At 72.5% G+C, this 23,880-nt stretch carries 22 protein-coding genes; 15 read left to right on the top strand and 7 right to left on the bottom strand.

Annotation, left to right across the window (positions count from 1 at the left end; all coding sequences use genetic code 11):
* The first annotated feature begins 23 nt into the window (after positions 1 to 23).
* From purN to FXO23_RS04545, 3 genes are all read left to right on the top strand, one after another.
* On the top strand, positions 24 to 641 hold the full coding sequence (gene purN / locus FXO23_RS04555) for a phosphoribosylglycinamide formyltransferase (protein ID WP_158881081.1): 618 nt from the start codon (positions 24 to 26) through the stop codon (positions 639 to 641).
* Positions 638 to 2,206 carry a bifunctional phosphoribosylaminoimidazolecarboxamide formyltransferase/IMP cyclohydrolase gene (gene purH, locus FXO23_RS04550; RefSeq protein ID WP_158881079.1) on the top strand — a complete coding sequence of 523 codons (1,569 nt, stop codon included), beginning with the start codon at positions 638 to 640 and terminating at the stop codon, positions 2,204 to 2,206. The genes purN and purH overlap by 4 nt, the downstream gene beginning before the upstream one ends.
* A gap of 245 nt (positions 2,207 to 2,451) precedes the next feature.
* Positions 2,452 to 3,690, top strand: coding sequence for an MFS transporter (locus tag FXO23_RS04545; protein ID WP_158881077.1), 1,239 nt, complete (start codon positions 2,452 to 2,454; stop codon positions 3,688 to 3,690).
* Between the two features lies 1 nt (position 3,691).
* Here FXO23_RS04545 and FXO23_RS04540 read toward each other — a convergent pair whose 3' ends face one another.
* Complete coding sequence (locus FXO23_RS04540; protein WP_158881075.1) at positions 3,692 to 3,976, bottom strand: putative quinol monooxygenase; 285 nt, start codon at positions 3,974 to 3,976, stop codon at positions 3,692 to 3,694.
* Positions 3,977 to 4,075: 99 nt separating this feature from the next.
* Positions 4,076 to 4,528, bottom strand: a complete 453-nt coding sequence (locus tag FXO23_RS04535) for a MarR family winged helix-turn-helix transcriptional regulator (protein ID WP_158881073.1) — start codon at positions 4,526 to 4,528, stop codon at positions 4,076 to 4,078.
* Positions 4,529 to 4,593: 65 nt separating this feature from the next.
* Here FXO23_RS04535 and FXO23_RS04530 point away from each other — a divergent pair, with 65 nt between their 5' ends.
* From FXO23_RS04530 to FXO23_RS04510, 5 genes are all read left to right on the top strand, one after another.
* Entirely contained in the window at positions 4,594 to 4,938 is a 345-nt protein-coding gene (locus tag FXO23_RS04530) for a hypothetical protein (protein WP_158881071.1), read from the top strand.
* Between the two features lie 147 nt (positions 4,939 to 5,085).
* A complete protein-coding gene (locus FXO23_RS04525; RefSeq protein WP_179956680.1) occupies positions 5,086 to 5,826 on the top strand; it encodes a hypothetical protein in 741 nt (246 codons plus the stop codon).
* Positions 5,823 to 7,481: a DNA polymerase Y family protein gene (locus FXO23_RS04520; RefSeq protein WP_179956679.1), complete on the top strand. Its 1,659-nt coding sequence runs from the start codon at positions 5,823 to 5,825 to the stop codon at positions 7,479 to 7,481. The genes FXO23_RS04525 and FXO23_RS04520 overlap by 4 nt, the downstream gene beginning before the upstream one ends.
* On the top strand, positions 7,481 to 7,654 hold the full coding sequence (locus FXO23_RS04515) for a hypothetical protein (RefSeq protein ID WP_158881069.1): 174 nt from the start codon (positions 7,481 to 7,483) through the stop codon (positions 7,652 to 7,654). The genes FXO23_RS04520 and FXO23_RS04515 overlap by 1 nt, the downstream gene beginning before the upstream one ends.
* A gap of 5 nt (positions 7,655 to 7,659) precedes the next feature.
* Entirely contained in the window at positions 7,660 to 11,004 is a 3,345-nt protein-coding gene (locus FXO23_RS04510; RefSeq protein ID WP_158881067.1) for an error-prone DNA polymerase, read from the top strand.
* Here the strand turns inward: FXO23_RS04510 and dapA are convergent.
* Together dapA and FXO23_RS04500 are read right to left on the bottom strand one after the other, a co-directional pair.
* Positions 10,976 to 11,848, bottom strand: coding sequence for a 4-hydroxy-tetrahydrodipicolinate synthase (gene dapA / locus FXO23_RS04505; protein ID WP_158881065.1), 873 nt, complete (start codon positions 11,846 to 11,848; stop codon positions 10,976 to 10,978). The genes FXO23_RS04510 and dapA overlap by 29 nt on opposite strands.
* On the bottom strand, positions 11,785 to 12,768 hold the full coding sequence (locus FXO23_RS04500) for a DMT family transporter (protein WP_158881063.1): 984 nt from the start codon (positions 12,766 to 12,768) through the stop codon (positions 11,785 to 11,787). The genes dapA and FXO23_RS04500 overlap by 64 nt, the downstream gene beginning before the upstream one ends.
* Positions 12,769 to 12,840: 72 nt before the next feature.
* Between FXO23_RS04500 and FXO23_RS04495 the strand changes: the two genes are divergently transcribed.
* The 3 genes from FXO23_RS04495 (at position 12,841) to FXO23_RS04485 (ending at position 15,933) form a co-directional block, all read left to right on the top strand.
* Positions 12,841 to 13,746: a LysR family transcriptional regulator gene (locus FXO23_RS04495; protein WP_158881061.1), complete on the top strand. Its 906-nt coding sequence runs from the start codon at positions 12,841 to 12,843 to the stop codon at positions 13,744 to 13,746.
* Between the two features lie 226 nt (positions 13,747 to 13,972).
* The gene (locus FXO23_RS04490) at positions 13,973 to 15,313 is read left to right on the top strand and encodes a reverse transcriptase family protein (RefSeq protein ID WP_218951897.1); all 1,341 of its coding nucleotides are present in this window, start codon (positions 13,973 to 13,975) and stop codon (positions 15,311 to 15,313) included.
* Positions 15,314 to 15,339: 26 nt separating this feature from the next.
* Positions 15,340 to 15,933, top strand: coding sequence for a pentapeptide repeat-containing protein (locus FXO23_RS04485; RefSeq protein WP_158881059.1), 594 nt, complete (start codon positions 15,340 to 15,342; stop codon positions 15,931 to 15,933).
* Positions 15,934 to 15,948: 15 nt separating this feature from the next.
* Here FXO23_RS04485 and FXO23_RS04480 read toward each other — a convergent pair whose 3' ends face one another.
* A complete protein-coding gene (locus tag FXO23_RS04480) occupies positions 15,949 to 18,144 on the bottom strand; it encodes a TNT domain-containing protein (protein ID WP_158881593.1) in 2,196 nt (731 codons plus the stop codon).
* Positions 18,145 to 18,400: 256 nt separating this feature from the next.
* Here FXO23_RS04480 and FXO23_RS04475 point away from each other — a divergent pair, with 256 nt between their 5' ends.
* The 4 genes from FXO23_RS04475 to FXO23_RS04460 are packed head-to-tail and all read left to right on the top strand — an operon-like array spanning position 18,401 to position 22,114.
* The gene (locus FXO23_RS04475) at positions 18,401 to 19,282 is read left to right on the top strand and encodes a DMT family transporter (RefSeq protein WP_246256950.1); all 882 of its coding nucleotides are present in this window, start codon (positions 18,401 to 18,403) and stop codon (positions 19,280 to 19,282) included.
* 25 nt (positions 19,283 to 19,307) lie between these two features.
* Entirely contained in the window at positions 19,308 to 20,159 is an 852-nt protein-coding gene (locus tag FXO23_RS04470; protein WP_158881056.1) for a bifunctional methylenetetrahydrofolate dehydrogenase/methenyltetrahydrofolate cyclohydrolase, read from the top strand.
* A 2-nt stretch (positions 20,160 to 20,161) separates the two neighbouring features.
* Positions 20,162 to 20,455: a DUF3017 domain-containing protein gene (locus FXO23_RS04465; RefSeq protein ID WP_158881054.1), complete on the top strand. Its 294-nt coding sequence runs from the start codon at positions 20,162 to 20,164 to the stop codon at positions 20,453 to 20,455.
* A 60-nt stretch (positions 20,456 to 20,515) separates the two neighbouring features.
* Positions 20,516 to 22,114, top strand: a complete 1,599-nt coding sequence (locus tag FXO23_RS04460) for an alpha/beta hydrolase (RefSeq protein ID WP_158881052.1) — start codon at positions 20,516 to 20,518, stop codon at positions 22,112 to 22,114.
* Positions 22,115 to 22,128: 14 nt separating this feature from the next.
* On the opposite strand, the gene FXO23_RS04455 is transcribed toward FXO23_RS04460, so the two are convergent.
* Positions 22,129 to 23,307, bottom strand: a complete 1,179-nt coding sequence (locus FXO23_RS04455; protein WP_158881050.1) for an MFS transporter — start codon at positions 23,305 to 23,307, stop codon at positions 22,129 to 22,131.
* Positions 23,308 to 23,499: 192 nt separating this feature from the next.
* Positions 23,500 to 23,838: an ArsR/SmtB family transcription factor gene (locus FXO23_RS04450; RefSeq protein WP_158881590.1), complete on the bottom strand. Its 339-nt coding sequence runs from the start codon at positions 23,836 to 23,838 to the stop codon at positions 23,500 to 23,502.
* Between the last annotated feature and the right edge of the window lie 42 nt (positions 23,839 to 23,880).

The following is a 23,880-nucleotide window of genomic DNA, read 5'->3' as shown; positions in this document are numbered from 1 at the left end:
AGGAGACCGTTCTGTCTGGTCGGTTGGATCTGCCCACTCCGGTGAAGGTCGTCGTACTCGCGTCCGGTTCGGGCACGCTGTTGCAGGCCGTGCTCGACGCGGCCGGGCAGCCGGGCTATCCGGCCGAGGTGGTGGCCGTCGGCGCGGATCGCGACGGTATCGAGGCGTTGGCCCGGGCCGAGCGGGCCGGGGTGCCGCAGTTCGCCGTCCGCCTGCGCGACCATCCCGACCGCGCCGCCTGGGACAAGGCGCTGACCGAAGCGGTCGCCGCGTACCAGCCGGATCTGGTGGTGTCCGCGGGCTTCATGAAGATCCTCGGCGCCGACTTCCTCGGCCGGTTCGCCAACCGGGTGATCAACACGCATCCCGCGCTGCTGCCCGCGTTCCCCGGTATGCACGCGGTCGCCGACGCGCTCGCGGCGGGTGTGAAGGTCACCGGCTCCACCGTGCACTTCGCCGACGCCGGGGTCGACACCGGCCCGATCATCGAGCAGGAAGCCGTCACCGTGGAACCGGACGACGACGAAGCCAGCCTGCACGAACGGATCAAAGCGGTGGAACGCAGGCTGCTCGTACAGGTGATCGAGCGACTGGGCCGCGGTGGCTGCACCGTGGACGGACGAAAGGTGAGTTTCGGGTGACTGGGTCTAGTGCGGATGGACAGCGTCCCGTTCGGCGCGCCCTGATCGGTGTCTCGGACAAGGCGGGGCTGCTCGAGCTCGCCACCGGCCTGCACGCGGCCGGGGTGGAGATCGTCTCCACCGGCGGCACCGCGCGGGTGATCGCCGACGCCGGGGTGCCGGTCACCCCGGTCGAGGAGGTCACCGGGTTTCCCGAGTCGCTCGACGGCCGGGTGAAGACGCTGCACCCCCGGGTGCACGCGGGCCTGCTCGCCGACCGCGACCGGAACGACCACGTCGAGCAGTTGCGCAAGCTCGACATCGCGCCGTTCGACCTGCTGGTGGTCAACCTCTACCCGTTCCGGCAGACCGTCGCCTCCGGTGCGAGCCCCCAGGACTGCGTGGAGAACATCGACATCGGCGGCCCGGCGATGGTGCGCGCGGCGGCCAAGAACCACGGCAGCGTCGCGGTCGTGGTCGACCCTGCCCGCTACGACTGGGTTCTCGAACGCGTCCGCGAAGGCGGGTTCGCGCTGGAGGACCGCAAACGCCTCGCGGCGCAGGCGTTCGCGCACACCGCGAGCTACGACATGGCGGTGGCCGCGTGGTTCGCGAACGCCTACGCGCCCGCCGACGACTCCGGTTTCCCCGATTTCACCGGCGGAACCTGGGAGCGCGGCGAGATCCTCCGCTACGGCGAGAACCCGCACCAGCGAGCCGCGGTGTACAAGCACTGGCGGGACGGGCTCGCGCACGCCGAGCAGTTGCACGGCAAGGCCATGTCCTACAACAACTACGTCGACACCGACGCCGCCCGCCGGGCCGCCTACGACTTCAGCGAGCCCGCCGTCGCGATCATCAAGCACGCCAATCCGTGCGGGATCGCGGTCGGCGCCGATATCGCCGAGGCGCACCGGAAGGCCCACGCGTGCGACCCGGTTTCCGCGTACGGCGGGGTGATCGCCACGAACCGCCCCGTCACCCGCGAGGCCGCCGAGCAGATCGCGGACGTGTTCACCGAGGTCGTGCTGGCCCCCGAGTTCGACGACGAGGCGCTGGACGTCTTGCGCCGCAAGAAGAACATCCGGCTGCTCCGGCTGCCCGCGCTGACCAGCCCGGACCCGATCGAGTTCCGGCCGATCTCCGGCGGGATGCTCGTGCAGACCGTCGACGCCATCGACGCCCCCGGCGACGATCCGGCGAACTGGACGCTGGCCACCGGGGAGGCCGCGGACGAGGCCACCCTGGCCGACCTGGAATTCGCCTGGCGCGCGGTGCGTGCGGTGAAGTCGAACGCGATCCTGCTCGCGCACGACCTCGCGACGGTCGGCGCCGGGATGGGCCAGGTGAACCGGGTCGACTCGTCCCGGCTCGCCGTGCGGCGCGCCGGGGACCGGGCCAAGGGTTCGGTCGCCGCGTCGGACGCGTTCTTCCCGTTCCCGGACGGGCTGCAGGTGCTGCTCGAAGCCGGTGTGCGCGCGGTGGTCCAGCCGGGCGGTTCGGTGCGGGACGCCGAGGTCATCGCGGCGGCCGAGGAGGCCGGGGTGACCCTCTACCTCACCGGCACCCGGCACTTCGCGCACTGACGCACGTTCATCAGTAGCGCGATTTCGCTCGCGGCATATCCCGAAATGGCCGTACGCTCCGGGAAACCCCGATGACGAAAGGCGGATGCGATGCGTGACACCTGTTCCGGTCCGGCTGAACCGTTCGCCCTGTACCGGGAGCCCGTCCGCTCGTAACCGCCGGAACTCCCGGCGAGGCGAACCGGGGCGACGCGGTGGCGTCGCCCCCGTCCGCGTTTTCCTCGCATCCATTCGGGAGTTTCGTCATGCCTCGACGTCCTTTCCCGCGTCGATTCCTTCGCACCTCTCCGGGGCTGGGCCCCGATTTCACCCGCCTGTGGTGGACCGCGGCCGCCACCAATCTCGGTGACGGCGCCCTGCTGGCCGCCGGCCCGCTGCTGATCTCCTCGTTCACCACCTCCCCCGCGGCCGTCGCGGCCGGGTCGTTCGCTCAGCAATTGCCCTGGCTCCTGTTCGCGTTGTCCAGCGGCGCGCTCGCGGACCGGTTGCCGCGCCGGACGCTGATCCTTGTGGTGAACGCCGTCCGCGGGACCGTCCTCGCCGTCCTGGCGATCGTCGTCGCGTTCGGGCTCACCCAGTTGTGGCCGATCTACCTCGCGTTGTTCCTCCTCGGTGCCGGGGAGACGCTCGCCGATACGGCATCGGCGGCGGTCGTGGTTTCCCTGGTGGAACCGGCCGCGCTGGGGCGGGCCAACGCCCGCCTCTTCCTGACCTTCACCGTGGGCAACCAGCTCGTCGGCCCGCCGATCGGCGCCTTCCTGTTCGCCGTGGGAGCGGCACTCCCGTTCGGTTTCCACGCGGCGGCGTTCCTGCTGACGGTGGCCCTGCTCGCGCGGACCCGTCCGGTGCCCGCCGAACCGGGCGAACGCCGGGCACTGCGCGCGGACATCGCCGAAGGCGTGCGCTGGCTGTGGCGCAACCCGGCGCTGCGCATGCTCACGCTCTGCATCCTGGTCATGAACCTCACCGGGGTCGCCGCGCTCGCGGTCTGGGTGCTCTACGCCCGCCAGTGGCTCGGCCTGTCCGAGCGGCAGTTCGGACTGCTGGTCGCGGTGGGGGCGGTCGGCGCGATCGCGGGTTCCCAGGCTTACGGATGGCTGGAATCCCGGCTGAGCCGGACCTTCCTGCTGCGCACCGGGCTGGCCATCGAATCGCTGACGTACCTGGTCCTCGCGCTCACCCGGAACGTGTGGGTGGCGGCGCTGACCATGGCCGTGTTCGGCGCGCACGCCCTGGTGTGGGGAACGGTCGCCACCACGGTGCGCCAGCAGAAGACGCCCGTCGCCCTGCTCGGCCGGGTCAGCAGCGTCTACCTGCTGGCCTCGGCGGGCGGGGCGGCGGCGGGCTCGTTGCTCGGCGGCGTGGTCGCGCAGCGTTTCGGGCTGCTGGCGCCGTTCTGGATCGCGTTCGCCGCGGTCGCGGTGCTGGCCGTGCTGGCGTGGCGCCGCCTGCGGGACATCGAACCCGGCGAGGTGTCTTCGTAGGTCAAGGGGGCTCGGTGGCGGAGATCCGGTACTTCGCCACCGAGGCGTCCCTGATCCGCACGGCCTGCGCCGAGTCCGGTCCGGCTCCCCGGAACCGTGCCAGGTGCTCGTCGGACTCCCATCGCTCGTACACGTTGATGCGGTCCGGTTCGAGCAGATCGGCGGACAGCGCGAAGTCGAGGCAGCCGGGCGCGGCCCGGGCCTGTTCCACCACGGCACGGCAGCCGTCCAGGTATTCGTCGCGCGCACCGGGATCGACGTGCAGGCGCCCGGAGATGATGATCATGATGCTGGCCCTCCGCTGAATCGGGAAATTCGGACAGCTCGGGACCATAGCCGCGACGGCCGACAGTTTTCGCGTGCCGAAGGTGCGTGGGGGTTCTGACTACGGATTCTCGGTGAGGTGGGCCATGAGGTTCGCGAGCGCTTCGTCGAACTGGTGGCCGAGTCCGCGGCCGAGGCGCGTGGCCAGGTCGGCATCGAGCGTGGCCGCGAAGTCCGCGGCCTTGTCGATGACTGTCTTCCCTTGTGCGGTAACGGAAAGGATGTGCCGGCGACGGTTGCCCGGGTCGCGGCGGCGCCCGATGAGATCGCGTTGCTCGAGGTGGTCGATGAGCCGGACGACCAGGCTGGGGCTGACCCGCATGAGCCGGGCCACGTCGTCCTGGGTCCGGGCGAATCCCTGATCGACGACCGTGAGCACGCCGAGATGCTTCGGGGTCAGTTCCGCGGCGCGGAGGTGCTCGGCGAAGTCACCGGCCAGATGGGTGCCGAGGACGGTGAGCCGGAACGCCGGGGATTCGTGGAGAGCGCGCTTGCTTCGGGGTTCCGATGCCACGTGGAGACTGTACCATCCATACACAGTGAACTTTGTAAATAGTTAGGGTGGAAGTGGGTGTCGGGATGGTCGCACTGGGGGTTGTCAATGCCGCGTTCGCGGCCGTGAGCGTCGCGTTCGCCGTGGTGGCGGTCGTGCGCCCGGCGGTGTTGAGTCGCTCCGGTACGCCGGCGAGCGGTGAGCGGTTCTACGCGTGGATGTATGCGGCACGGGCCGTGCCCTTGGGTTTTCTCGCCGCGATCGTGCCGTTCGCCGCGCCGGGTCCGGCGGGGGTGCTCGGTCTGCTCGCGGCCGCGTGCGCGCAGGTGGCCGACGCGGGTATCGGCGTCTCCCGGCGGGAATGGGGGATGGCCGGAGGTGGCGCGGTTCTCGCCCTGGTCCACGCCGTCACCGCCGTTGCGATCTGGTGACGCGAGAGCGGACTTGACAGCCGGGGGCACGGGGTGTTGACTGAAGGAGTCGAACACCTGTTCGAATAACCGCCTTCCCCGCGGTGAACTCTAGCCCGTGCTCAGGCACGGGTGTCGGTCGGCGACGTGTGTGGGGAGGTGGTTCCGGTGACGGGTGCGGCGATCGACACGCGCGCTCCGGTGGCGAAGCTGGCGTCGCTACCCGGGGTGAGCACGGCGAGCGGTGTCGCCGCGGCCGCCGAACACGCGCACGTCACCGGCCGGGTGCTCCCGGTGGCCGCCGCGTTGCGGGACCTGCTGCCCTCGGCGGGCCTCCGGCGGGGCAGCACGGTCGCGGTGCACGGGGCGAGTTCCCTGCTGCTCGCCCTGCTGGCCGAGGCGACGGCGAACGGCTCCTGGGCGGCCGCGGTCGGCATGCCCGATCTCGGCCTGGTGGCCGCGCAGGAGCTCGGCGTCGAGGTGGGCAGATTCGCACTGGTACCGCACCCCGGTGTCGAATTCGCTCCGGTCGTCGCCGCCCTGCTGGACGGGCTGGACCTCGTCGCGGTCGATCCCGCCGGTCGGCTGGCGCCTCAGGTCGCGCGCCGGCTGTCCGCGCGGGCACGGCATCGCGGCGCGGTACTGCTCAGCTGCGGGGCCTGGCCGGGAGCCGAGGTGGAGCTGCACTGCGCGGCCGGGCGGTGGACCGGCCTGGAATCCGGATACGGCTACCTGGGCACCCGGCGGGTCACGGTCCATGCCGGGGGCAGGGGAGCGGCGGCGCGGCCGGTGCGGGCGGAGTTGCTCCTGCCGGGGCCCGCGGGAGTGGTGGCCCGCGGTGCCCCGGACACCCCGGCTGTCCGGAGCGCCGAACGCGCGGGGCCGCTCCCGGCCGAGGAGGCGGGATGAGCAGAGTGTCCACATCAGACGGTGGCCGGGATCTGCCGGTGTCGCGGGAAGTGCGGATTCTGGTGGTGTGGGTCCCGGACTGGCCCGCGGTGGCGGCCGCCGCGAGCGCGGGGATCCCGGTCCACCGGCCGGTCGCGGTGTTCGCGGCGAACCGGGTGGTGTCGTGCTCCGCGGTCGCCCGGGCCGACGGGGTCCGCCGGGGCATGCGGCGCCGGGAGGCCCAGTCCCGGTGTCCGGAGCTCGCGGTGCTCACCGTCGACGAGGGACGGGACGCGCGGCTGTTCGAACCGGTGGTCGCGGCGGTGGAGGAACTGGTCGTCGGGGTCGAGGCGGTCCGGCCCGGGCTGGTGGCGGTGCCGGTGAGCGGTGCGGCCGGGTACTTCGGCGGCGAGTCCGCCCTCGTCGAGATGCTGGTCGACCACGTCTCGGCCCGGGCCGGGGTGGAGTGCCAGATCGGTGTCGCCGACGGGTTGTTCGCCGCGGTGCTCGCCGCGCACCGGTCCGTGCTGGTCGAGCGGGGACGGAGTGCGGAGTTCCTCGCACCGCTGTCGATCTTCGAGCTCGACCAGCCGGGGGCCGAGCGCGGTGAGCTCGTCGATCTGCTGAAGCGCCTGGGATTGCGCACCCTGGGTGCCTTCGCCGCACTCGCCGAGCGGGATGTCGCCTCCCGGTTCGGCAGCGTCGGAATGCTCGCGCACCGGTTGGCGCGCGGGCACTCCGAACGGCCACCGCACCGGCGGCGGCCACCACCCGAACTGTCGGTCACCGAGTCGTTCGAGCCGGCGCTGGACCGGGTGGACGCGGCCGCGTTCATGGCGAAGACCCTGGCCGGGCGGTTCCACGCGGGGCTCGCCGCCCGAGGGCTGGCCTGCACCAGGCTGGGCATCTACGCCACGACGGAGAGCGGGGAGGAACTGAGCCGGGTGTGGCGGTGCGCGGAACCGCTGACCCCACAGGGAATCGCCGATCGGGTCCGGTGGCAGTTCGAGGGCTGGCTCCGGGCCGCGCCGGGGATCCGCCCGACTTCCGGGGTGGCCCGGTTGCGGTTGGCGCCCGAGGAGACCGTGGCCGGGCAGTCCCTGCAACTCGGGCTGTGGCAGGGCGGTGTGGACGGCAAACCGCATGCCATGGGCGAGGAGCAGGGCCTCGCGGCGGAACGAGCCGGCCGGGCACTGGTGCGCGTGCAGGGTTTGCTCGGTCCGGAGAGCGTTTTCACCGCGGTGCTCGACGGGGGCCGGGGCCCGGCCGAACGGGTCCGCCTGGTGCCGTGGGGCGATCACCGGGTCCCGTCGAGCCCGCCCGGTGCGCCTTGGCCCGGCCGGTTGCCGGCGCCGTCCCCGGCGACCGTGTTCGAGCGCGTGCTTCCGGCCCGGGTCACCGATTCCGCGGGGCGGGAAGTGGGGATCACCGAGCGGCGGGTGCTCACCGAGCCGCCGTTCGAGGTGGCGGTGGACGGCGGTCCGGCGGCGCGGGTCCTCGACTGGGCGGGGCCGTGGCCGGTGGACGCGCAGTGGTGGTCCCCTTCCGGCACGCCGGCCCGGGCCCGGGTGCAGGTGTTGCTGGCGGGGCGTGCGGGTGAGCCGGGAACGGCGCTCCTGTTGACGAGAACGGAAACCGGAAATCCATTGTGGACAGTTGAAGGGATGTACGACTGATGAGTGACGAGTACCTCCGCCGGGTGAGCGAGTGGCTGCGTTCGGCCGCGCCGACGCCGCGACCGCTGCCCGAGGTCCCCGGGGAGCCGGTGCTGTCCCCGGCGGAGCCGGAGGTGTACCCGGAACTGAACCTGCCCTGGCCGAGGCAGTCCGTCGAGAACCTGCGCCGGTAACGATCATGGGCTGGAACAACCCGCCGGTTCCGTGGAAGGAGCTGGAACGGAACCTGTCCGGGGAGGCCGTACCCGCCGATGGCGGGGACAGCCCGGCGTGGGGCCGGCGGCGGGACGGTCACCTCCGCCCGGCGGATCTCGACGCACGGCGCGGGGACGACCACGCGGGCGCGCGCACCCGGGTGCCCTACGCCGAACTGCACTGCCACTCCAACTTCAGCTTCCTCGACGGGGCGAGCCATCCCGAGGAACTGGTGGCGGAAGCCGCCCGGCTGGAGCTGGACGCGATCGCGATCACCGATCACGACGGCATGTACGGGGTGGTGCGGTTCGCCGAAGCGGCCCGGGAACTCGGGATGCGCACGGTGTTCGGCACCGAGCTGAGCTTCGGGCTTTCCGGGCCGCAGAACGGGATCGCCGATCCCGAGGGCGAGCATCTGCTGCTGCTCGCCCGGGACGAGCACGGGTACGCGAGCCTTTGCCGGGCCGTCACGGCGGGGCAGCTGGCCGGGCATGATCGGGAACTTCCCGCCGATCGGCGAGCCGAGAAGGGGCGCCCGGTGTACGACCTCGCCGAGGTCGCCGCCGAGGTGTCCGGGAAGGCCGCGGTGCTCACCGGGTGCCGCAAGGGCGCGGTGCGGCGGGCGTTGTACGGCGAGGGGCCGGATGCGGCACGAGGACGGCTCGGTGAGCTGACCGAACTCTTCGGCCGCGAGAACGTGTTCGTCGAACTGACCGACCACGGCCTGCCCGGCGATACCGCGCACAACGACGCGCTGGCCGCGCTGGCCGCCGAGTTCGGGTTGCCGACCGTGGCGACCAACGCGGTGCACTACGCGACCCCGGATCGTGGCCGGCTCGCCGGGGCGATGGCGGCGATCCGGGCGCGTCGCGGGCTCGACGAGATGGCGGGCTGGTTACCGGCGGCCGGGACGGCGCATCTGCGCTCCGGTGCGGAAATGGCACGCCGGTTCGCCCGGTACCCGGGTTCGGTGCAGCGGGCCGCGCTGCTCGGCGAGCAGTGCGCGTTCGATCTGCACCTGGTCGCCCCGGAACTGCCGCCGTACGACGTGCCGGACGGGCACACCGAGGCGACCTTCCTGCGCGAGACGACCTACCGCGGCGCGGCTGAACGGTACGGTTCCCGCGAGGAGAACCCCGAGGCGTACCGCCAGCTCGACCACGAGTTGGAAATCATCGAGAAACTCGGCTTCCCCGGTTACTTCCTCATCGTCTGGGACATCGTCGAGTTCTGCCGGAAGAGCGGAATCCTCTGCCAGGGAAGGGGATCGGCGGCCAATTCCGCGGTGTGCTTCGCCCTCGGCATCACCAAGGTCGACTCGGTGCGGTGGGAACTGCTGTTCGAACGGTTCCTGGCGCCGGACCGGGACGGGTATCCGGACATCGACCTGGACATCGAATCCGATCGCCGGGAAGAGGCCATCCAGTACGTCTACCGCAAGTACGGGCGGTTGTGCACCGCGCAGGTCGCGAACGTGATCACCTACCGGGGCAAGTCCGCGGTGCGGGACGCGGCCCGGGCGTTCGGGTACTCGCCGGGGCAGCAGGACGCCTGGAGCAAGCAGATCGACCGCTGGGGCCCGTTGCGGATCGTCCAGGAGGACCACGACCACGACATTCCCGAGCCGGTGCTGGAACTGTCATGTGCGCTGGAGGACTTCCCGCGGCACCTGGGCATCCACTCTGGCGGGATGGTGATCTGCAACCGGCCGGTCAGCGAGGTGTGCCCGATCGAATGGGCGCGGATGGAGAACCGCAGCGTCCTGCAGTGGGAGAAGGACGACTGCGCTTCGGTGGGACTGGTCAAATTCGACCTGCTCGGCCTCGGCATGCTCTCCGCCCTGCACTACATGATCGATCTGGTCGCCGAGCACGAAGGCGAGCGGATCGACCTGGCCGGGCTCGACCTCACCGACGACAACGTCTACGCGATGCTCCGGAAGGCGGACGCGATCGGGGTTTTCCAGGTGGAAAGCCGTGCGCAGCTGGCCACCCTGCCGCGGCTCGCGCCGAAGAAGTTCTACGACCTCGCGATCGAGGTCGCGCTGATCCGGCCCGGGCCGATCCAGGGCGGCTCGGTGCACCCGTACATCCGGCGGGCCAACGGACAGGAAGACTGGGACTACGACCATCCGTTGCTGGCGAACGCCTTGCGCAAGACCAAGGGTGTGCCGCTGTTCCAGGAACAGATGATGCAGATCGCCCTGGACGTCGCGAACTTCACCGCGGCCGAGGCCGACGAACTGCGCCACGCCATGGGCGCGAAGCGGTCCGAGAAGAAAATGGAACGGCTGCGGGAACGCTTCCACCGCGGGGCCGCGGCGAACGGGGTCGATGCGGACCTGGCCGAGCGGATCTTCGCCAAACTCCAGGCGTTCGCCAACTTCGGCTTCCCGGAGAGCCACGCGCTGAGCTTCGCCTACCTCGTGTTCGCGAGTGCCTACTTCAAGCACTACCACCCGGCCGCGTTCTGCGCGGCCCTGCTGCGGGCCCAGCCGATGGGTTTCTACTCGCCGCAGTCCCTGGTGGCCGACGCGCGGCGGCACGGGGTCACCGTGCGCGGGCCGGACATCAACGCCAGCCTGCCGCACGCCACCCTGGAACCCCTCGGCGCCGAGGACGCGAAGCCCGCGGTGCGGATCGGGCTCGCCCCCGTGCGGATGATCGGCCAGGCGCTCGCCGAAAAGATCGTCGCCGAGCGGGAGGGCGGCGGGCCGTTCCGCGACATGGCCGACGTCGCCCGGCGGGTGCGGCTGACCACGCCGCAGGTCGAGGCGCTGGCGACGGCCGGGGCCTTCGGCTGCTTCGACGGCGACCGGCGCCGGGCGCTGTGGGCGGCCGGCGCGGTAGCCGGGGAACGGCCGGAGAAACTGCCCGGAGCGGTGGCCGGGGCGAGCGCTCCGGTCCTGCCCGGGATGGACCGGATCGATCTCGCGGTGGCGGACGTGTGGGCCACCGGGATCTCCCCGGACAGCTTCCCGACCCAGTTCATCCGGGAACGCCTGGACGCGCTCGGGGTGCTCACCGCGGAACGGCTGCTCGAAGCGGAGAACGGCAGCCGGGTGCTGATCGGCGGCGCGGTGACCCACCGCCAGCGCCCGGCCACCGCGGGCGGGATCACCTTCCTCAACATCGAGGACGAGACCGGCATGGTGAACGTGGTCTGCACGGCCGGGCTGTGGCGGCGATACCACCGGATCGCGCGCTCCAGCCCCGCCCTGCTGGTCCGCGGCACCGTCGAACGCGCGGAGGGGGTGGTGAGCTTGCGCGCCGATCGGCTTCAGCACCTGCCGATGCGGATCACCGCGAAGTCACGGGACTTCCGGTGAGCCCGGTCCGGATCAGCGCGTCACGGATGACCTCGAGTTCGGCCTCGTCCGCTTCGACCAGGGGCAGGCGGAGACCGCCGACCTGGTGGCCCAGCAGGGAAAGCGCGGCCTTGATCGGGATCGGGTTGGTGGTGACGCCGAGCGCGGCGAACAGCGGCTGGAGCCGTTCGTTGATCTCGGCCCGCCGGGCGGGTTCGTCGGCCATCTGCCGCAGCAGCGGCCCGGCGACGTGGCTGGCGACCAGGACGCCGCCGCAGCCGCCGAGGTCGAGGGTGCGGGCGAAGATGTCGTCGTTGCCGGCATAGAGGCCGAGCCCGTCGATCGGGGCGAGGTTGGCGTTGTTGGCCTGCTTGACGTAGTCGACGCGGTCGATCTGGGCGAGTTCGGCGAGCAGGTCGTTGGGCAGGTCGATGCCGGTGCGCGTGGGAATGTTGTAGAGCATGACGGGTTTGTCGGTGGCCCGGGCGATCTCCGAGTAGTGCCGGATCAGGCCGCGGCGGTTCGGCCGGTTGTAGTACGGGGCCACCGAGAGCACGGCGTCCGCGCCGAGTTCGGTCGCGCGCTCGGTCATGGCGCAGGCCTGGGCGGTGTTGTTCGAACCGATCGATGCGATGACCGTGGCTCCGGCGGGGCGTTCCGCGCAGGCGAGTTCGACCAGCCGCAGGTGTTCGGCATTGGTGAGGGTCGACGGCTCGCCGGTCGTGGCGCACACCACGACCCCGTCCGATCCGTTCTCAAGGAGGTGATGGAACAGGGAAACGAATGCGGATTCGTCGACGTTCAGGTCCTGGTCGAACGGGGTGACGACGGCGGTGAGCACGGTGCCGAGTGACGTGCTGGCCACGATGAACCTCTCCTCTTCTCGGACGGTTCGCGGGGCGGGTACCCCGCGACGGCGGTGGGGCGGGGCCTGCCGCGGCTGAGCGCGACTCCGGCGAGGGCGAGCAGGCCACCGGCGAGCGCACCGGGATGGACCGTTTCGGCCAGGAGCGCCCAGCCGATGCCGATGGCGAGCAGGGGCACCAGGTACAGCGTGTTCGCGGCGACGGCGACCGGGACGCGGGCCTGCGCGTAGGCCCAGGCGGCGAACCCGATCGCGCTCGGCGCCGCGCCGAGGAAGATCAGGGCCGCGAGGGCGTCCGGACCGGCGTGCGGCAGATCACCGGCGAGGTCGGGCAGCAGCGGCAGCGCGAACAGGGTGCCGGACCAGGTGGCGTAACAGGTGACCTCGAACGGCCGGTACCGCGCCAGCAACGGCTTCTGCAGCACGAAGAACAGGGCCTGCGCCAGGGCGGCCCCGAGGATGAGCAGGGCGTCCGCGCTGGGGCGCAGGTGGTTGCCCTGAGCCAGGGCCATGACGGTGGCGCCGGTGCAGCCGAGGCCGATGCCCGCCCAGGACCGGCTGGTGAGTGGTTCGCGCAGCAACGCGAAAGCCAGCAGCGCGGCGAAAATCGGACCGGTGTTGACCAGCAGGCTCGCCGTTCCGGCTTCGATCGTGCGCTCACCGGCGTTGAGCAGCAGCTGGTAGGCGGTCATTCCGGTCAGCCCGCAGGCGGCGATGCGCGCGAGATCACCGCGTTCGGGGCGGCGCACGCGCAGCAGCGGGGCCGCGGCGGCCAGCGCCACCGACGCCACCAGGAGCCGGCCGGCGGACAGGCCCGCGACACCGAAACCGGGCAGGGCGACCCGGATGAAAACGAAGGCCGACGCCCACAGCGCCAACGTCGTCCCCAGGGCGACGGTGGCACGGCTGTCGGCGGTCACGACGTCACGTTCCCACCGGGCAGCAGTTAGCACCAGTAACGTTTCACGGCCGACCCATATAGGATTGCTTTCGTGTTGGACGTCCGGCGGCTTCGGGTTCTGCTCGCCGTGGCCGAGCACGGGGGCATCGCGGCCGCGGCGCGGGCGTTGTCGTTCACGCCGCCGGCGGTGTCGCAGCAGATCGCCGCCCTGGAGCGGCAACTCAACACGGTCCTGGTCGATCGCAGCCGGCGCACCGCGCGCCTGACCGCCGCCGGGGGACGGCTGGCCGGGCACGCGCGGGAGGTGCTCGCCGCGCTGGAGGCCGCCGAGGCCGACCTCGCCGGGGACGACGGCGCCGTCCGCGGGGTGTTGCGGATCGGGGTCCTGCCGTCCCTGGGGCGCGCGCTGCTGCCGGACACCCTCGCCCGGCTGGCGGTCGAGGCGCCCGAACTGGACCTGCGGATCGAGGAGGCCGAACCGGAGAACGGCCTGCCCGCCCTGGAACGCGGCGAACTCGACGTCGTGGTCGCGTGCGAGTACACGCTCGCGCCCCGGCGGCCGGTCGAGAACGTCGAACGGGCGGACCTGTTCACCGAGCCCATGCTCGTCGCCGTTCCGCCCGGCCATCCGCTGCCCGGTCCGCGGGTGCGCCTGGCCGAGCTGCGGGACGCCCGGTGGATCGCCCCGGCGCCCGGTGGGCCGTGTGCCCTGCTGTTCGAACGGTCCTGCGCGCTCGCCGGGTACGAGCCGCACGTCGTGGGGCACTGCAACGATTTCGCGGTGGCCGCCGCCCTCGTCGGCGCCGGGCACGGGTTCACGCTCATTCCCCGGATCGTCGCCCCGGAACACGGGGAGGTGCGGCTGCTCACCGCGATCGATCCGGAGATCCGCCGGACGCTGTTCGCCGCCACGCGCCCCGGGGCCCGGCGGCACCCCGCCATCGCGTGCCTGCTCGACGCGCTGATCGCGGGTGGCCGCCGGCAGGCGATCGACTGAGCGCCCGCTGTTGTCCGGTGGTTGCCTCTAAGGTGGCGGGGGTGTGGCGACACGGAGGTGAGCAGGCGGGGTCACCTGCCCACTCCGGGGCAACCCCGGGGAGCACGACGAAACCCAGGCATCGCGCCCCACGCGCGACAGCACGCTCCGCGTACGCCTTGGTGCGCGCGGCAGAACAGGGGAGAAACGGTCACCTCCGGTCGCCACACACCCGGCGAGGGCGCGGATGAAGTTCGGGTTCGTCACCGGGAATTCCGGGCAGCCACCGGAGTTGGCGGCCGAGTACGCGCGGCGGCGGGCGGCGGCCACGGCGCGGGTGGCGTTGGACGGTCCGTGGGAACGGGGTGTGCTGGCCGATCGGCTCGTCGAGTCGCGGCTGCTCGAGCTGGAAGCGGCCGAAGACCTGGCGAGCAGGCTGCTGGAACTTTCGCCCTCCCCGCCGATCGGGGGCGTCCGCGAGCTCACCGCGCTGGTGCTGGACCTGCCACCGCTGCCGGAACACGCCCGGCTCCGCCCAGCCCCGCCACCCGAACCGCCCGCGCCGCGGCCGTGGCGCTGGGGCGTGCCGCGCTGGGCGACACCGGCCGAATGCGCCCGCGCCCTCGACCTGACCCCGGGTGAGCTGGACTGGTTCGCCGACCTCGGTGGCTGGAACCGGCGCGCCGGGCGGCCGTTGCGGCACTACCGGTACCGCTGGGTGCCCACGCGCACCGGCGGGGCCCGGTTGCTGGAATCGCCGAAACCGCGGCTCGCCGAACTGCAGCGCCGGGTCGTCCGGCACGTGGTCGCCCGGTTTCCCTTGCACGAGGCCGTGCACGGGTTCCGGACGGGCCGTTCGCCGGTGACCTGCGCGGCGCAGCATTCCGGCCGGGACGTGGTCGTGCGGATGGACTTGGAAGGCTTCTTCACCACCGTTTCCGGTCGCCGGGTACGCGCCTTGCTCGCGGCGGCGGGTTACCCGCCCCGCGTCGCGGCCGTCCTGGCCGGGCTGCTCACCACGGCCACCCCGGCCGACGTGCTCGCCGACGCGCCCGCGGGCCGGGACCCGGCCCTGCGCTGGCGGCAGGTGCGCGGGCTCGCGGGCCCGCATCTGCCGCAGGGCGCGCCTTCCTCGCCCGCGGTCGCGAACGCCGCGGCGCACCGGCTCGACGTGCGGCTGGCCGGGCTCGCCCGCGTGCTGGGCGTGGCCTACACCCGCTACGCCGACGACCTCGCCTTCTCCGGCGACGCAGCGGTGCCGGTGCACCGGCTCGTACCGGGCGTGCGCCGCATCGCGCGCGAGGAAGGATTCCGGATCCGGGAGGCGAAGACCTCGGTCACCGGGGCGCACCAGCGTCAGCGCGTCGCCGGGCTGGTGGTCAACTCCGCGCCCGCGGTCTCCCGCCGCGAGTACGACGCCCTGCGGGCCCTGCTGCACAACTGCGTGCGAACCGGTCCGCGGGCCCAGAACCGCGACGGCCATCCCGATTTCCGCGCGCACCTGCTCGGCCGGATCGGCTGGGCGGGCACCGGGAACCCGCGCCGCGCCGCCCGGCTGCGCGCGCTGTTCGACCGCATCGCCTGGTGAATTCGCTGATCTGCCAAGCTGTCGGGATGAGCGAGCCGGAGATCGGGGAGGACTACCGCGACGCCGTGCTGACCGGTGTGCGGTGGGAGAACAGGAAATTCGTCCGCTGCGACTTCGCCGAAGCGGACCTGCGCGGTCTGGTGACCCAGGGCTGCACGTTCGACGAATGCGATTTCACCAGGACCGATCTCGGCGATTCGAAGCACACCGCGTCGGCGTTCCGGTCCTGCACCTTCGACCGGACCGTGCTCGCGGACACCGAGTGGAGCGGCTGCTCGCTCCTCGGATCGTCCTTTGTGGACTGCCGACTGCGGCCGATCACCTTGCGGGAAACGGATTTGTCCCTCGCCGCGCTCGGGGGCGCCCGGCTGCGCAAGGTCGACCTGTCCGGCCTGCGGTTCCGCGAGGCCAACCTCAACGAGGCGGACCTGGCCGACACCGATCTCCGCGAGTCGGACCTGCGCCAGGCCCGGCTGCAAGGCACCAAACTGACCGGCGCCGACCTGCGCGGCGCCAAACTCGACGCGAACGCCCTGCGACAGGCCGATCTCACCGGCGCCCACGTCGATCTGGAGACCGCGGTCGCCTTCGCCGCCGCCCACGGCCTCGTCGTGCACTGACCCGGGCGCGAAAGGTCAGTCGACGGGCGGCTCGCCCGGGTCGAGTTCGATCAGGTCGCCCTCGGCCACCAGCTCTTCGATCGACGCGGGCAACAGGTACGCCGCGCCGCCGCCGGGCTGGTTGAACCACGGGATCGCCACCCCGGCCAGCGCCTCGAGCGGGCGCTGCACGCGGTAGACGTGATATGGGCGGTTGACCCATTCCGGCACCAGGGACCGTTCCTCGAACGGCGTCCCCGCAGCGTAGGTCAGGTTGCCGTTCGGCCCGCCGAACCGGTCCAGTTCGCTGCCCGCGGGCAGTTCCCGCAACTCCTTGCCGCGGAACAGGGTCAGCGGCGGTTCCCCGGGCATCGGCTGGATCGGCCACTGCTGACCGGCGCCGGTCTGGGCCGCTGCCGAGGGGCGGCTTTCGTCCCGGCGGGGCGGCGGGGTGTCCCGGCGCGGCGGCAGCGGCGGCGTCACCGGCCGGGCGGCGGTGGTCGGCGGGCCCGGGTCGTCGAGCCGTTCGGACAGCGAGCCGGGGACCGGATCGGGCACCGGGCTCACCAGCTCGGTCATCGGACCGGCCTCGGCGGCGGCCCGGGCCGCCGCCGGTTCGGGAGCGGGACGAGAGGGTGGCGGCGGGGCCGGGGCCTCGGCGGGCTCCTTCTCGGGCGCGCGGGACGTCCGGGCCCCGGTCGCGATATCGCCCGGGAGCGTGGCGAGCACGGTCTTCGGGGCCGGTTTGTTGTTGGGCGGCGGGGTGGGCGCCTCCTCGGGGACGGCGGCGGCCCGCCGTTCCGCACCGGCGCGGCCGTCGCGGTCGAGCAGCAGCTTGCCCAGCATGAACGCGGCCGCGTCCTCGGGGTCGCCGAACACCGCCGGGCTGGTGAGCTTGCCGTCGTACCAGCCGACCCGCCAGCCGTCGTCGACCTCCTCCAGGCTCCAGCCGCGTTCGGCCGGGCCGCCGATCCGGTAGGCGGTGTCCGGGATGTCGAGTTCGCCGAGCTTGCCGCGCAACTGGTCGAGCACCGGGGCGTCGTCCGGTTCGGGGGCCGCCGGTTGCGCGAGGGCCTGCGGGGAGACCAGCTGGGTCGGCGGGCCGCTGTCCGGCACGGCCGGACGTTCCGGCTCCTCGGGTTCGGCGTGCGCGGCGGGTTCGGGCTCCGGCTCCGGTTCGGGTTCCGGTTCGGCGTGGTCCGCCTGGTCGTAGTGCTCCTCGTAGCGCGGCTCGGGTTCCTCGTACCGGGTTTCCGGCTCCTCGAAGGCGGCTCGCGGCGGCTCCTCCTCCCGCGGCGGCGGGGCGACCGGGGGAGGCGGCGGCGCGGCCTGCTCGGGCGCGGGCGGAGCGGGCGCGGGAGGAGGCGGTGGGGGCGGAGTCGCCGGGCGGGGCGGGGGCGGGGCGTTGCCCCGGGTCAGGTAGGCCCCGGCCGCCTGCCGGGTCTGCTCGGGCACCTCCGGCACGGTGAAGCCCGCGGACCTGATGTGCTGCACCAGATCGGGCTCCGGCGAGACGCCGTATTCCCGCAGGTAGTAGTTGACCGCGGCGGGCCAGATCCACACGCCGTCGCTGTGGAAGGCGACCGGCACCGCGGCCACCGGGGACTGGGCGAGCAGGTCGACGTCGTAACTGCGTTCGGAGACCACCACGGGCGCCTGGTCGAGGTACTCCAGGAGCCGGTCCTGCTCGTCGACCTCGAGGTCGGGCCGGTTGATCACGGGACGGCCGCCGGGACCGGCGCCGTCGAAGATCCGCGCGATCCGGAACCGCGGGCCGGGCTGCTCGGGCCCGAGCCCGGCCAGCCGCCGCATCAGCCATTCCGGCACGTTCTCCTCGGACCGGGGGAACATGCGCAACTCGTCCGCGTAGGCCTGCGGCGGCGGCATCAGATCCCACACCGGTTCTTCCCGGTCGTACTCCAGGTTGTAGCTGGAGGGGTGGTCGAGCTGGTAACGAGCGTTGAACCAGGTCCCCCGGCCATCGCGGTACATCCCGGCGCGCAGCCGGCCGAACAAGGTCGCGATGTCGTGCGTCGCCACCCACTCGTGGGCGGCGCCGTCCTTGGTGACGATCTCCCCGGTCATCTCGTGGTACCTGCCGACGGCTCGGTACTCCGCGGTCACCCGGTGCCAGTCGCGCGGGGCGGCCCGCAGCAGGGCGAGGCCGATCTGCTTGACCAGGGTGTCCTGCTCGGTCGCATTCAGCTGGGTCGTCGGTTGAGCCACCTCAATATCTTGACTTGTCGGCCGGAACAATGCACGGGCATGTCCGCATCCCGGCCGTAGCCCCTGGTTATCGAGCCTTTTCAGCTAGCCCGGGCGGGGGTGCGGAGTCACGATCATCACGCCGCGCGGGCGGCCGGACGGGCCGACAATGGAACCGATGAGTACCACCGCCACCGCACCAGTTCAGGAAAAGACGACAGAACGGACACCGAGAACGGAACGGGTGGCCGGGGTCGTGCTCGCCCTGCTCTCCGGGCTCGCCATGGCGACCCAGGGCCGGATCAACGGCCAGCTCGGCACCGAACTGCGCGACTCGATGCTCGCCGCGGTGATCTCGTTCGGCGGCGGGCTCGTGCTCCTGCTGCTCGCGCTGCCGGTGGCGCCGAAAACCCGCGCCGGGCTCCGCCGCCTCGCGGACGCCGTGCGCGCCGGGCGGTTGCGGCCGTGGCACTGCCTGGGCGGGCTCGGCGGCGCGACGTTCGTCGCGGGCCAGTCGGTGACCGTCTCGGTCCTCGGCGTCGCGATGTTCACCGTCGGCGTGGTCGCCGGGCAGACGGTGAGCAGCCTGTTCGTCGACCGGGCCGGGCTCGGTCCGGCCGGGCCGCAGGCGCTGACCTGGCCGCGGGTGCTCGGCGCGGTGCTCACCCTGGGCGCGGTGGCCGGTTCGCTGTCCGGCGGGCTCGGCCAGGGCGGCGGTTCGCTGTGGCTGCTGGTGCTCCCGCTCGCCGGGGGCGCCGCCGTCGCGGTGCAGCAGGCGATCAACGGCCGGGTGAACGCGGCCTCGGGCAGCGCGATGACCGCGACCCTGGTCAACTTCGCGGTCGGCACCACGGCGCTGGTCGCGGGCTGGCTGGTGTCGCTGATCGTGCGCGGCGGGCCGGTCGGGTTCCCCGGCAATCCCGTGCTCTACCTCGGCGGCGTGGTCGGCATCGTGTTCATCGCGCTGGCGTCGTTCGTGGTGCGCTGGACGGGCGTGCTGCTGCTCGGCCTCTCCGCGATCGCCGGGCAGCTGGTCGGTTCGGTGCTGCTGGACCTCTTCCTGCCGACCCATGGCGGGCACCCGGGCGCGGCGACGCTGATCGGCACCGGGGTGGCGCTGGTGGCCGTGGTCCTCGCCGGGGCGGGCGGCCGCCGACGGGCCTGAGGGCCGCTTTGCCAGAATGGTCCGCGTGACGGCGACGGTTCTGGACGGCAAGGCAACCAAGAACGCCATCTTCGCGGAGCTCAAACCGCGGGTGGCGGCGCTGGCCGAGCGCGGGGTGACCCCCGGGCTCGCGACCGTGCTCGTCGGCGACGACCCCGGTTCGCACGCCTACGTGAAGATGAAGCACGCCGACAGCGCCAAGGTCGGGGTGAACTCGATCCGCCGCGATCTGCCCGCCGACATCACCCAGGACAAGCTCGAGTCGGTGATCGACGAGCTGAACGCCGACCCCGCCTGCACCGGGTACCTCGTCCAGCTTCCGCTGCCGAAACACCTCGACCAGGGCCCGATCCTGGAGCGCATCGATCCGGCCAAGGACGCCGACGGACTCGCGCCGATGAGCCTGGGCCGCCTGGTGCTGAACGAACCCGCGCCGCTGCCGTGCACCCCGCTGGGCATCCTGGAACTGCTGCGCCGCTACGACGTGCCGCTCGACGGCGCCCAGGTCGCCGTGGTCGGCCGCGGCATCACCGTGGGCCGGACGCTCGGCCTGCTGCTGACCCGGCGCAGCGAGAACGCCACGGTCACCCTGTGCCACACCGGCACCCGGGATCTGGCCGCCGAGGTCCGGCGCGCCGACATCGTGGTCGCGGCCGCCGGATCGCCGGGGCTGATCACCCCGGACATGGTCAAACCGGGCGCCGCGGTGCTCGACGTGGGCGTCTCCCGGGTGGACGGGAAGCTCGCCGGGGACGTGGCGCCGGGCGTCGAGGAGGTCGCGGGCTACCTCTCGCCGAACCCCGGCGGGGTCGGGCCGATGACCCGGGCGATGCTGATCAGCAACGTCGTCGAAGCCGCCGAGCGGGCCGCGAGCTGAGCGTGCACTCGCCGCGGCGCGACCGCCACCCCCTGATCGCGCACCTGCCGTTCGCGCTGGTGCTGGCGCTGGTCGCGGTCGCCGGGTTCCGCATCTGGCAGTACCACTGGCGCCAGGGCGCGGTTATTGTCGGTGGCGCGCTCCTGGTCGCGGCGGTGCTGCGGGCGGTGCTCTCCGACGCCCAGGCCGGGCTGCTGGCGATCCGCGGCCGCCCGGTCGACGTGCTGAGCTACACCGGGCTGGGCGTGCTCATCCTCTTCGTGGCGTTCACCATCGTCGGTGGCCCGTTGGACTGACCCCGATCTCGTCCCAAAGAAGGACGACGACGGATCGGGCCTCCCCGCAAGATCGTCGGCATGCGCAAGGTGTTCGTGCTCGCCGCCGCGGTCCTGTCCGTCCTGGCCGGGATCTCCACGGCCGCGGCCGCATCGGTGACCGGACCGGTCGCCCAGGCGGACGCGGCGGCGACCCCGCGCCTGGACTGGGCGCCCTGCGTCGAACCGGGGCTGGCGAAGTTCCAGTGCGCGACCGCCGCGGTGCCGCTGGACTACTCCCGCCCGCACGGGAAGAAACTCCCGCTCGCGGTGCTCCGGCAGCCCGCGGCCGATCCGGCGCACCGGATCGGGACCCTGTTCCTCCCGGTCGGCGGGCCGGGCGGGTCCGGGATCGACTCGATGCGGCGGGAGGGCGTGGTCACCGGGGAGCTGGCCCGCCGCTTCGACGTGGTCACCTTCGACCAGCGCGGGATCGGCCGCAGCGGGCAGGTGCGGTGCTTCGCCTCACCCGCCGAGCAGGAGCGGTTCTGGTCGGGGGTCGCGCTGCCGCCGGTGACCGCGGCACAGGAGCGGCGGGCCGAGGCGGACAGCCGGGCGCACGCGGCCGGGTGCGCCCGGCACAGCGGGGACCTGCTGGGCCACCTCACCACGGTCGACGCGGCGCGGGACCTGGATCTGCTGCGGCGCGCGGTCGGGGACGCGAAGCTGAGCTTCCTCGGCGGCTCGTACGCCAGTTACCTGGGCGAGGTCTACGGCGTGCTGTTCGGCGACCGGGTGCGCGCGTTGCAGCTGAACGCCATGATCGATCCGGTCGGGTACACGAACGCCACGGTGGCCACGCTCGCGGAGCGATCGGTGGGCACCGAGGAGGTGTTCGGCGAGTTCGCCCGGTTGTGCGCGGCGGCCGGGCGTCCCCGGTGCGCGTTCGCCGGTGGGGACGTGCGGGCGCGCAACGCGGCCCTGCTGGACCGGCTGAAGCGGGCGCCGATCGTCGTCGGCCAGGGCGCGGGGGCGTTCGAGGTGCGCTACGGCGATGTCGTGCCGACGCACGCCGCGATGCTGTACGACCCGGAGCGGGGCTGGCCCGCGCTGGCGGAACTGCTCGCCGAACTGGAACGCGGCGCGGCGGGAAATCCGGACGTGGTGCGCGAGGTGCTCGGCGCGGGCGCGTTCCGGCTGGACTTCCTGGACTCCTACACCGCGATCTCGTGCGCCGACAACAGCTTCGGCCGGTCACCGGGGGTGTGGCCGGTGCTGGCGAAGGCGTTCGACGCGATCGCGCCTGCCTACGGGCGGCACTGGCTCTACCAGTTGCAGGCGTGCGCCTCGTGGCCGTCGCCGCCGGGTGGTTACCCGCAGCGGCACACCGGCCCGTGGACCCTGCGCACGAACGTGCCCGCGCTGCTGATCAACAACCGGTTCGATCCGGTGACGCCGGTGACCTACGCGGAGAAGGCGCGGCGGGCGCTCGGCAACGCCCGCCTGGTCGTGGTGGACGGCCACGGCCACGCCCCGACCGGTGCCTGCGTCGACCGGCTGCGCGAGCGCTACCTGATCGACCTGCGCCTGCCCGATCCGGGCACCACCTGCTCGCCGGACCGGCCGCCGTTCGGGGGGGGGGGGGGGGGTGACGGCGCCCGGCCCGGCGTCCTGACCAGCGGTTCTCGTTTAGCCCGCTAAACGAGAACCGCAGGTCAGCAGTCGGCGAGGGCGGGGACGGGGGCCGGGGATTCGCGGCGGTCGAGGATGCCGGAGACCGCGGCGAGGGTGAGGCCCAGGACGGCGAGCAGGGCGCCGACCCAGTTCGGGGCGACCAGGCCGAGGCCACCGGCGATCACCAGGCCGCCGAGGTAGGCGCCGATCGAGTTGGCGATGTTGAACGCCGACTGCACGGCCGCCGACACCAGGGACGGGGTGCCGCCCGCCTTCTCCATGATCCGGGCCTGCATCATCGGGCCGATCATGAACCCGGCCACGCCGACCGCGAAGATCGTGATCGCGGCCCCCACCTTGACCTGCGCGGTGAGCGTGAAGATCCCGAGCACCGCGGCCAGCGCGAGCAGCGCGACGTACAGGCTCGGCATCAGCGCCCGGTCGGCCAGGCGGCCGCCGAGGAAGTTGCCGATCGTCATGCCGACCCCGGCCAGCGAGAGCAGCAGGGTCACGGTCGCCGGTTCGTACCCGGCCACGTCGGTCAGCATCGGGGTGACGTAGCTCAGGCACGCGAACACGCCGCCCAGGCCGAAGGTGACGATGGCCAGCGCGAGCCACACCTGCGGCCGCCGGAACGCGCCGAGTTCGCCGCGCAGCGAGGCCTCGGCGGGCCGCCCCTGGAACGGCACGAGCTTCTGGATGCCGAGGATCGCGATCAGGCCGATCACCGCGACCACGCCGAAGGTCGCGCGCCAGCCGACCTGCTGGCCGAGCAGCGTGCCCAGCGGCACGCCGATCACGTTGGCCAGGGTCAGGCCCATGAACATCATCGACACCGCCTTGGCCCGGTCACTCTGGGCGACCAGGCTGGACGCGACGACCGCGCCCGCGCCGAAGAACGCGCCGTGCGGCAGTCCGGCGAGGAACCGGAACGCGATGCCGAACTCGTGGTTCGGGGACAGCGCGAACAGCAGGTTGCCCACGGTGAACAGGCCCATCATGGCCAGCAGCATGGTTTTCCGCGGCAGCCGGACGGCGACCGCGGTGAGCAGGGGAGCGCCGACGACGACGCCGAGCGCGTAGGCGGAGATCAGGTGGCCCGCGGTCGGGATGGACACCCCGAAATCGGCCGCGGCCTGCGGCAGGACACCCATCATGACGAACTCGGTGGTGCCGATACCGAAGGCGCCGATGGCGAGCGCGAGCAGCGCGATGGGCACGGTTCTCCTCTCGGAAGTGTCAGGAAGCCTGTTGACTACGTCAAGTGACTGGATCGATCCAGTCGAGAGACATGAAGAAAGACAGCCAGCGCGTCCCCGTCGTCGCCGGGCTGTCCTGCTACCAGTCCAACCGAAGAGGTCCCCGTTGTCATCCTGTTATCGGCGTGAGGCTGTTCACGTAACGCGAAACCGCTAGCGAGGCGCGGCGAGCACGCCGTCCAGCAGGCCCGGGAACAGCGCGTCGAGATCGTTGCGCCGCAACGAGTTGAAGCGCGTGGTGCCCTGCTGGCGCGAGCTGATCACGCCCGCCTCGCGCAGGATCCGCAGGTGGTGGGTGAGTGTGGACTTGCTCACGGAGACCTCGAACGTGCCGCAGGACAGCTCGCGGTCCGCGGGCGCCAGTTGGCGGACCATGTCCAGCCGCACCGGATCGGCCAGGGCCTGCAGGACCTTCACGATCTGGATCTCGCCGACGTCCGGGAAGGAGGCCGGGGTGAGCGGCGGGAGCGTCTCGGTGCCCATGGCGTCCATAGTACGACGGGCTTCAAACTTGTCGGTGGTCCGTAGTACGGT

Origin of the sequence: Amycolatopsis anabasis, assembly GCF_009765355.1 — a bacterium.
In the GTDB taxonomy this organism is placed as follows: Bacteria; Actinomycetota; Actinomycetes; order Mycobacteriales; family Pseudonocardiaceae; genus Amycolatopsis; species Amycolatopsis anabasis.
This window is presented reverse-complemented; position numbering and strand designations above follow the sequence as displayed.